General features: G+C 61.9%; 1 protein-coding gene. It reads right to left on the reverse strand.

Annotated features, from left to right (window positions below):
• A partial coding sequence (locus DM807_RS00650; protein WP_218647911.1) for an immunoglobulin-like domain-containing protein occupies positions 1-417 on the reverse strand: 417 nt, incomplete at both ends.

Genomic DNA, 417 nt, shown 5'->3' on the forward strand with positions numbered 1-417 from the left:
CGCCGCCTTCGGTGACCGATGGAGTCGCGGTCAGTTTCGCGATCACTTCGTCGGTGGTGTCGGTGACATCCACTTTCGCCGCGCCGCCCAGCTCCAGGTTCTCGAAGGTGCGACCGTCGATATCCACAGCCGACTTGATGCCGAGGCTGATTTCGCCGCTGTCCAGATAAACGTCATCGCCCTGCGCCGCGTGCTCGTACTTGACGCTGGTGTCGCCCGCTTTGATGGTGACCTGAGCATTGTTGCTCAGGGTCACGACCAGGTCGTGGTCCAGCGGCTGGTTGACGTGCACGGTGAAGGTCGGTTTGACGTTCTCGGCCACCGAGGTTTGGTCGGCGGTGATAGTGACTTTGACCAAGTCGCCTTCGTTGCCCGGAGTGCCTGGCTCGTCGGTTACCTGGGTGCTGACCTCGGTCT

It is taken from the genome of Pseudomonas hunanensis (assembly GCF_013393325.1).
GTDB lineage: Bacteria > Pseudomonadota > Gammaproteobacteria > Pseudomonadales > Pseudomonadaceae > Aquipseudomonas > Aquipseudomonas putida_P.